General features: G+C 67.7%; 9 protein-coding genes. 8 read left to right on the plus strand and 1 reads right to left on the minus strand.

Going from position 1 to position 8,792, the window contains the following annotated elements:
• The 7 genes from sucB to DI269_RS15090 all read left to right on the plus strand — a co-directional run.
• Nucleotides 1–1,458: 2-oxoglutarate dehydrogenase, E2 component, dihydrolipoamide succinyltransferase (gene sucB / locus DI269_RS15060; RefSeq protein WP_112137212.1), on the plus strand; the 1,458-nt coding region annotated here is incomplete at its 5' end.
• Nucleotides 1,459–1,654: 196 nt separating this feature from the next.
• Nucleotides 1,655–2,086: a hypothetical protein gene (locus tag DI269_RS15065; RefSeq protein WP_112137214.1), complete on the plus strand. Its 432-nt coding sequence runs from the start codon at nucleotides 1,655–1,657 to the stop codon at nucleotides 2,084–2,086.
• A gap of 101 nt (nucleotides 2,087–2,187) precedes the next feature.
• Entirely contained in the window at nucleotides 2,188–3,156 is a 969-nt protein-coding gene (locus DI269_RS15070; RefSeq protein ID WP_112137216.1) for a phosphotransferase, read from the plus strand.
• Between the two features lie 56 nt (nucleotides 3,157–3,212).
• Entirely contained in the window at nucleotides 3,213–4,028 is an 816-nt protein-coding gene (locus DI269_RS15075; protein WP_112137218.1) for a class I SAM-dependent methyltransferase, read from the plus strand.
• Nucleotides 4,029–4,186: 158 nt separating this feature from the next.
• Entirely contained in the window at nucleotides 4,187–4,495 is a 309-nt protein-coding gene (locus DI269_RS15080) for a hypothetical protein (RefSeq protein WP_112137220.1), read from the plus strand.
• 50 nt (nucleotides 4,496–4,545) lie between these two features.
• Nucleotides 4,546–4,995 carry a MarR family winged helix-turn-helix transcriptional regulator gene (locus DI269_RS15085; RefSeq protein WP_112137222.1) on the plus strand — a complete coding sequence of 150 codons (450 nt, stop codon included), beginning with the start codon at nucleotides 4,546–4,548 and terminating at the stop codon, nucleotides 4,993–4,995.
• A gap of 31 nt (nucleotides 4,996–5,026) precedes the next feature.
• Complete coding sequence (locus DI269_RS15090) at nucleotides 5,027–5,608, plus strand: isochorismatase family protein (RefSeq protein WP_112137224.1); 582 nt, start codon at nucleotides 5,027–5,029, stop codon at nucleotides 5,606–5,608.
• Here the strand turns inward: DI269_RS15090 and DI269_RS15095 are convergent.
• On the minus strand, nucleotides 5,595–6,599 hold the full coding sequence (locus tag DI269_RS15095; RefSeq protein ID WP_112137226.1) for a hypothetical protein: 1,005 nt from the start codon (nucleotides 6,597–6,599) through the stop codon (nucleotides 5,595–5,597). The two genes, DI269_RS15090 and DI269_RS15095, sit on opposite strands and share 14 nt — an antisense overlap.
• Nucleotides 6,600–6,675: 76 nt before the next feature.
• On the opposite strand from DI269_RS15095, the gene DI269_RS15100 reads away from it, so the two are divergent.
• Nucleotides 6,676–8,316 carry an FAD-binding dehydrogenase gene (locus DI269_RS15100; protein ID WP_112137228.1) on the plus strand — a complete coding sequence of 547 codons (1,641 nt, stop codon included), beginning with the start codon at nucleotides 6,676–6,678 and terminating at the stop codon, nucleotides 8,314–8,316.
• Nucleotides 8,317–8,792 lie beyond the last annotated feature (476 nt).

The following is an 8,792-nucleotide window of genomic DNA, read 5'->3' on the forward strand; positions in this document are numbered from 1 at the left end:
GCGGCTCCGGCCCCCGCGCCCGCCCAGGAGCCGCTGCCCGAGCCCGAGGCCCCCAAGGCCGAGGCCGCTCCGGCCCCGGCTCCGGTCGCCGAGGCCCCTGCGGCTCCGGCCGCCGGTCCCGCGTCCGGCACCGAGGTCCTGCTCCCCGAGCTGGGCGAGTCGGTCACCGAGGGCACCGTGACCACTTGGCTCAAGGCCGTCGGCGACACCGTCGAGGTCGACGAGCCGCTGCTGGAGATCTCGACCGACAAGGTCGACACGGAGATCCCGTCCCCGGCCGCCGGCACCCTGCTGGAGATCCGCGTCGCCGAGGACGAGACCACCGAGGTCGGCTCCGTCCTCGCGATCATCGGCTCCGGCGACACGGCCCCGGTCGCGGCTCCCGCGCCCGAGCCGACGCCGGTCGTGAAGTCCGAGCCGGAGCCCGCTCCGGCCCCGGTCCAGGCGGCCTCCACGCCGACCGCTCCGGCCCCGGCCGTCCCCGAGGTCGCCGAGGCCCCGGTCGCGGCTCCCGTCGCCGCCGCGTCGAAGCCGTCCGGCTCGTACGTGACGCCGCTGGTGCGCAAGCTCGCCTCCGACAACGGCGTGGACCTCTCCTCGGTCTCCGGCTCCGGTGTGGGCGGACGCATCCGCAAGGAGGACGTCCAGGCCGTCATCGACGCCAAGAAGGTCGAGGCCCCCGCGCCCGCCGCCGCTCCGGCGAAGGCCGCTCCGGCCCCGGCCGAGGTCAGCCCGCTCCGCGGCCGCACCGAGAAGATGTCGCGCCTGCGCCAGGCCGCCGCCAAGGCCCTGCTCCAGTCGATGCAGACCACGGCGCAGCTGACCACGGTGCGCGAAGTGGACGTCACCAAGGTGGCGAAGCTCCGCGCGGCCAAGAAGGACGAGTTCCTCGCCCGCCACGGCGTCAAGCTCTCCTTCCTGCCGTTCTTCTCGATCGCCGCGATCGAGGCGCTCCAGCAGTACCCGGTCGTCAACGCCACCATGAACATGGAGGAGAAGACGATCACCTACCCCGAGGCCGAGCACGTCGGCTTCGCGGTGGACACGCCGAAGGGCCTCATCGTCCCGGTCGTCAAGAACGCCGGCGACCTGAACATCCCGGGCCTGGCCAAGCGGATCGCCGAGATCGCCAAGAAGGCCCGCGACGGCGGCCTCGCGCCCGACGACCTGTTCGGCGCGACCTTCACCATCACCAACACCGGCTCGGTCGGCGCGCTGTTCGACACGCCGATCGTCCCCGTCGGGCAGTCCGCGATCCTCGGCACCGCCGCGATCGTCAAGCGCCCCCGCGTGATCAACGACCCCGAACTGGGCGAGGTCATCGCGGTGCGCTCGGTCATGCACCTGACGCTGAGCTACGACCACCGCCTGATCGACGGCGCCGACGCGGCCCGCTACCTCGAAGCGGTCACCAAGCGCATCGAAGAGGGCAACTTCGAACACCAGCTGGGCCTCTAAGGCCCGAGTGAGCAGAGGGGCGCGGCGGGAGCAATCCCGTCGCGCCCCTTCGCTTCTCACAAGCCCGGTTTCGCCGTTGTGATGCATCTGCAAGTTTCCTCCCCAACTCGCGGCGATTACCCGTAACCGGAAACTCGTGTCTTCGTTGTTCCTACAACCCACCTTTTGTGACCCCACGCGGAAGTTAGGAACTCGAATGTCGATCGAGTACAACGAACTCCTCGCCATGCTGATGGAGACGCGACCTGAATTCGCCACAGAGCTGTACAACTTCACCGACGGACCGGACCTCCCCGACTACGACAGCATCACCGTCAGCCGCAGGACCCTCACCCTTCCCGAACACCCCAACCGACTCCGCGTTTGCGTGGCCGCGGCCTACGCCAAGGGCGGCGAGCGGGTCATCGCGATCCTCTTCGACGCAGTCCTCGAACCCGATCCGGTGCAGGCGGAATCGTGGCTCCAGTTCATGACCGACGCCCAGCGGGCGCTCAGCTGCATGGTGGCCTTCGTGGTCCTGTGCCGCGACGCCCGGACCGCCCACTGGGCCCTCTCGTACAGCAAGGTCGGCGACATCGGATGCTATGTACTCCCCGTGGTCATTCCATCCTTGCTCGCGAGCGCCTAGAATAGAACGGGCCCTCGCTGCCGCCCCCACCACGGCGGCGAGGGCCTCTTCGTCTCACTAAACCGTTTGCGCCCCCGGTGAACTGCGGCCACACTCTCCACATGTCCCGATTCGGCGAGACCGTCCCGTACGACGCCACCGCGATCCGCACCGGCTGGGAGACCCTCCCGGAACCGGTGCGCGCCACCGTGGTCAAGGAACTCGGCGGCGAGCCCGCCGACATCCGCATGGCCGGCGGCGGCTTCAGCGGCGGCTTCGCCGCCCGCGTCCGCTCCGAATCGGGCGCCGAACTCTTCGTCAAGGCCGCGGGCGCGGACCGCTCCTGGGCCCTCGCCGCCTACCGCCAGGAGGCGCGCGTCAACACGGCCCTCCCCGCCGGCGTCCCGGCCCCCCGCCTCGAATTCGCCGCCGACTTCGACGACTGGACGGTCCTCGGCTTCGAAGCCGTCGACGGCCGCGCCCCGACCCTCCCGATGTCACCCCGCGACCTCGACCTCATGCTCGACGCCTGGGCCCAGGCCGCGGCCGCCCTGACCCCGGCCCCGCAGGCCCTGCTGGACCTCGGCGTCCACGCCGCCCCGATCGACGACAAGCTCCGCCAATTCACCGGAGTGGCCGGGGGCCTCCAGGGCGAGTTCCCCGTCCCGAAGGCCCTGGAGGGCAGGACGGAACAACTCGCCGCGCTCGAATCAGGCATTGAGAAGGCGATGGAATCCGAAGCCGTGATGCACTTCGACCTGCGCCCGGACAACATGATCCTCGGCTCGGACCGGGCCTGGATCTGCGACTGGAACTGGGTCCAGGTCCACTCCCCCTGGTTCGACACCGTCTGCCTCCTCGTCGCGGCCCACGGCGACGGCCACGACGCCGACGCCCTCTTCTGGAACCACCCCACCGCCGCCGGCGTCACCCCCGAACAACTCGACACCGCCCTCGCCTCCATCACCGGCTACTACCTCGGCGAATCCGACAACGCCCCCATCCCCGACGTCTCCCCCTACCTCCGCCCACACCAACGCTGGAGCGGCCTGGCAGCAGCAGACTGGCTCGCCAACCGCCGCGGCTGGTAACCACATACTGAAATTAGGCTCCCACTCCTTGATATCAAGAGACTAATCTCGTCGTCATGGCAAAAGAGACGGCGAAGTACATCCACGGCCACCACGAATCGGTCCTGCGGTCGCACACCTGGCGGACCGCCGAGAACTCGGCGGCGTACCTGCTGCCGTACCTCAAGACCGACCACCGGATCCTCGACATCGGCTGCGGCCCGGGCACGATCACCGCCGACTTCGCCGAGATCGCCCACGACGGGCACGTGACGGGGGTGGACTACGTGGCAGACGTCCTGCCGAAGGCCGAGGCCGCTGCGGCCGAACGAGGCCTGACCAACACGGCTTTCCAGCAAGCGGACGTCCACGCCCTGAACTTCGCCGACGACACCTTCGACGTAGTCCACGCCCACCAAGTGCTCCAGCACGTGAGCGACCCCGTCCAGGCCCTGCGCGAGATGCGGCGCGTCGCGAAGCCCGGCGGCCTGGTCGCGGTGCGCGACAGCGACTATGCGGCCTTCACGTGGTTCCCCGAATCGCAGGGCCTGACCGATTGGCTCGACCTCTACGAAACCGTCGCCCGCGCCGGCGGCGGCGAGCCCGACGCAGGCCGCCGCCTCAAGTCCTGGGCCCTGGAGGCCGGCTTCCCCGAGACGGCGATCGAGGCCACCTCCTCTACTTGGACCTTCTCCGACGAGCCCGACCGCACCTGGTGGGGCGGCCTCTGGGCCGACCGCAGCCTCCACTCCGACTTCGCCAAGCAGGCCCTAGAGGGAGGCCACGCCACCCGTGAAGACCTCCAAGCGATCTCCGAGACATGGAAGTCCTGGGGCGAGTCCGAGACTTCCTGGCTGATGATCCCCCACGGAGAAATCCTCTGCCGAGCCTGAAGCAGGGGCGCGCGAGCCGGGAGGAACACCCGGCTCGCGCGGACAAAGAGATCTCAAACACAGGCCCCGCCCTCAACCGGCAAAACTGTCGGTGCCGATCCATAACCTCATAGTCACGACCGAACAAGCCACAACTGAACAACAACTGGAGGATTCCGATGGAGACGACCAAGCTCGACCAACCCGAACTCGATCAGCTCGCAGACGCCATCACCGCTCTCGCCGGCGCCCGCCACCGCATCCCGCTCCCCCGGCTCCTCCGCGAGACCGCGCTGAACGTCCTGATCCTCTCCCGGATCGCCTCCAACCGCCTCCCCGACAAGCTCCGCAAGGAAGACGTCGAAGCCGCGGCCGACCACCTGGTCACCCAACTCCGCCACGCCGCCTGGGAACTCCCACCCCCTCCTCCACTCGAATCCCCCTCGCCGCCGGACCCGGCCCCTCCCCCATCGCAACCATCAAGCTAACTTGTTCAAGTTGACTTGATAAATACAACTTGAAGATGTAAGGTCGCGGGATGGCAGGAACCCATCCCGCGACCGACGAATCCGCGACGCGCACGGCCCGCGAGCTGCGCACCGCATTCGGCCGTCTCTACCGACGCTTCAAGGAGCTCTCCGACAACCAGGGGCTGACGCCTTCCCAAGCCTCGATCCTCAGCAGGCTGGGCAAAGAAGGCGAAGCCTCAGCGAGCGACCTCGCCGCAGCCGAGCGCGTCAAGCCGCAAGCCGTCGTCCCGACACTCGCCGCCCTCGAAGAACGCGCCCTGATCCAGCGCCGGCCCGACCCCGGCGACAAGCGCCGCCAACTGATCTCCCTCAGCCAATCGGGCAAGGCGATGTTCGAAGGCGCCCAACAAGAAGGCGACGAATGGCTGGCCCGCGCCATCCAAGAGCGCCTGTCCACCGCAGAACGCAAGACCCTGACCGAAGCGCTCACCCTCATAGAACGCCTCACCAAGCCCTAAACAACTTCCCTTGCATCTCGAAAGGATTGCCATGCCAGTGACCAGCCTCGACAACCGCACCGCCCTCCTGGTGATCGACCTCCAAAAAGGCAGCGCCGCCCGTCCCACCGCACCGCACCCGCTCCCCGAAGTCATCGCCCGCACCGCGACCCTCGCCGAAGCCTTCCGAGCCCAAGACCTCCCGGTCATCCTGACCCGCTTCACCTTCAACGCCGACGGCTCTGATGCCACCCCCGGCCGCACCGACCTCGGCAACCGCGGACCTCAAGCCCTCCCCGAAGGCTGGGACGACATCATCGACCCCCTCGCCGGCCACCCCGAAGACCTCGTCATCACCAAACGAAACTGGGGCTCGTTCTACGGAACCGACCTCGACCTCCACCTCCGCCGCCGAAGCATCACCCACCTGGTCATCACCGGCATAGCCACCAGCCTCGGAGTCGAATCCACCGCCCGCTCAGCCCACGAACACGGCTACAACCTCACGATCCCCACCGACGCAGTAACCGACCTCAACCCCGAAGCCCACACCCACGCCACAACCCGAATCTTCCCCCTAATAGCCGAAACCGGCACCACAGAAGAAGTCCTGGCCCTCCTCAAAGAGCGCTGACCGGCCACCCGACGAACTCGCCGTTCTCTTCATAGACAAGGGCGATGTTCTGGGACTTGAGCAGATCCTCGACATCCGGAGTCGGCTTGCTCGGCAACAGCACCGCGCACCGCTTCCGCTTCGGGTGCAGATGGCGCACATAGTCCAAGAGTTGTCCGATGGCTTGGCGGACATGGCCTCTCGACGCATCGCCTTTGGCCTCGTAGAGGACCAGATCGGTCTCATCGCAGGTGTCGGTGCGCATGATCCCCGGCTCGCCCTTGACTCGGATCTCGAACCGGCAGACGTCATGATTCCGGTCTGCCAAGAACGCCTCGAAGCGTCGGCACAACTCGGCCTCAAGGCGTTTCACCGTGACCGCCTCGCTCGGGGAGCGGGTCGTTTGGGTGTTGAGATTTCGCTCGGGGGCGATCCGGCGGCTTCCCGAGGGCCTCGCATGCTTGCCTCGGTACCGCCCGATTTCGCCGATCGGGGCCCATTGGGTGACCGCGGTCCGGTTCGCGGGCGGTAGGGCGGAGGCCGCGTCCACGATCGCTCCGGTCTTCGGCCGGAGTCGGAACATGAATACGATCCGATCGCGATCGGTGGCGTCGTGCACCAAGCGCTCGTAGACCGGTTCGGCCTCATCGAGTTCGAATTCGCCAAGGTACTTAAACACCTGCGGCCCCTGGCGCCGCTCGCGCGAGGCAACGAACACCCGCAGCGTGGTGCCGTCGGCCCGATGTTCCCTGATGGCCTTGTTTCCGCGCAGCATCTCCTGATGGCCGGTCTGGCCCTGTCCGGTGTACTCGAACACCGGACCGTCGCCGTCGTCGGGCAGCCAGCCGTCGTAGTAGCCGTACTGTTCGCCGCGGCTGGGGTCGGAGAAGATCAGGACCGAATCGGACCGCTTCGCGGGGAGGATGCCGCCTTGCAGTGCGCCGCCCCAGACCGCCTGGATCTCGGTCCGGGTCGCCTCATCTCCTGGTGCGATGTCCTTGCCCTGTGTCATCTGCTGCCGTAACCTCCTGGGACAGGTTCGTAAAGCGAGATTCTATGCCGCAAGGCCACTTGAGAGGGATCGGGCGATGGACAGTGACGTCGTTGTCGTCGGGGGTGGGTTGGCCGGGTTGGTGGCTGCTTCTGAGTTGGTGCGGCTCGGGAAGACGGTGACCGTGGTCGATCAGGAGGGGTCGCAGTCGCTCGGGGGGCAGGCGTTCTGGTCCTTCGGGGGGTTGTTCCTGGTCGATTCGCCGGAGCAGCGGTTCATGGGGATCAAGGACTCGCATGAGCTCGCTTGGCAGGACTGGGTCGGGACGGCCGGGTTCGATCGGCCGGAGGACGAGTGGCCCCGCCGGTGGGCGGAGGCTTACGTTGATTTCGCTTCCGGCGAGAAGCGGGCCTGGCTGCATTCGCTCGGGGTGAAGTTCTTCCCGGTGGTCGGGTGGGCCGAACGCGGGGGGTATACGGCGCAGGGGCATGGGAACTCCGTGCCTCGTTTTCACATTACTTGGGGCACTGGTCCTGGGATCATCGCGCCGTTCGTACGGCTGGTCAGGCAAGCCGCCAAGGACGGAAAGCTTCAGTTCAAGTTTCGGCATCGGGTTGATCAGCTGCTTACAGCGGACGGTCGCGTCACCGGGGTTTCCGGGACTCTGCTTGCTCCTGACGAGTCCGCTCGGGGGGTTTCGACCACTCGGGAGTCGCTCGGGGAGTTCGAGATCAGTGCCGGGGCGGTCATCGTCGCTTCCGGGGGGATCGGGGGGAACTTCGATCTCGTCAGGAAGAACTGGCCGGAGCGGCTCGGGGCGGCGCCGAAGCGGCTCATTTCGGGGGTTCCTGCGCACGTGGACGGGCGGATGCTCGGGATCGCCGAGGACGCCGGGGCGGAGTTGATCAACCGGGACCGGATGTGGCACTACACCGAGGGCATCGAGAACTGGGATCCTATTTGGCCGAACCATGGGATTCGGATTCTTCCCGGGCCTTCTTCGTTGTGGTTGGATGCGACCGGGAAGCGGCTGCCGGCTCCTTTCTTTCCTGGGTTCGACACCTTGGGGACTTTGGAGCACATTGCTACCACGGGGTATGAGTACACCTGGTTTGTTCTCACTCAGAAGATCCTTGAGAAGGAATTTGCGTTGTCGGGGTCGGAGCAGAATCCCGATCTGACCGGCAAGGACGTCAAGTTGCTCTTGAAGCGGGTCCTGCCCGGCGCTCCCGGGCCTGTCGAGGCGTTCAAGAAGCACGGGGCGGACTTCGCGGTGGCGGCGACGCTGCCGGAGCTGGTGGCGAAGATGAACTCGATCAGCGGGGACAACCTGCTGGAATACGAGACGGTCAGGGCCGCGGTCGAGGCCAGAGACGCCGAGATGGGGAACAAGTTCACGAAGGACTTGCAGGTCACGGCGCTGCGGGGAGCAAGGAACTACCGGGGCGACAAGCTGATCCGGGTCGCGTCGCCGCATAGGCTGCTCGATCCGAAGGCCGGGCCGCTGATCGGGGTGCGGTTGAACCTGCTGACGCGCAAGACGCTGGGCGGGCTGCACACCGACCTGGACGGGCGGGTGCTGAAGGTCGACGGGGAGCCGCTGCCGGGGCTGTTCGCCGCGGGCGAGGCGGCCGGGTTCGGCGGGGGCGGGATGCACGGGTACCGGTCGCTGGAGGGCACGTTCCTGGGCGGCTGCATCTATTCGGGACGGCAGGCCGCAAAGGGCGTGGTGAAATAGGTCACGGCATTGTTCGGCCGTGATCGGTGGAGGTGTCCGGAATGTCGCGGCATAGGGCGGTACCAGGCACAGTGGGTCGAGGAAGGGGTCGCAAGGCCCGTCTAAGGTGGGCGATAAGCGGCCTTCCTCACCCGCGAAACCGAGCACTCCTCGCCTACCGGGCGTGGTCCGCTAGCATCCAAGGTTCTGCGGGTGCCGGCCGGACCCACCACCCTTCGGCAGCGCTCGCCGAAGCCGACTCGGATCGCGCGTCGAGGACCGGCACCTCACAACTCGTGGATGGTTGAGCATGAGCGACTTTTACCGCCCCGCCCCGGGCCCCTCGGCCGGACCTCCCGTCGGACCTCCTCCTGGACCTCCCGTCGGGCCTCCGGCGGGTCCCCCTGTCGGGCCCCCGGCCGGACCGCCGCTCGGGCTGCCGCCGGGACCGCCTCCGGGACGCCCGGCCGGTCCTCCCCCGGGCCCGCCGCCCGGAC

Origin of the sequence: Glycomyces dulcitolivorans, from assembly GCF_003265355.1 — a bacterium.
GTDB classification, from domain to species: domain Bacteria; phylum Actinomycetota; class Actinomycetes; order Mycobacteriales; family Micromonosporaceae; genus Glycomyces; species Glycomyces dulcitolivorans.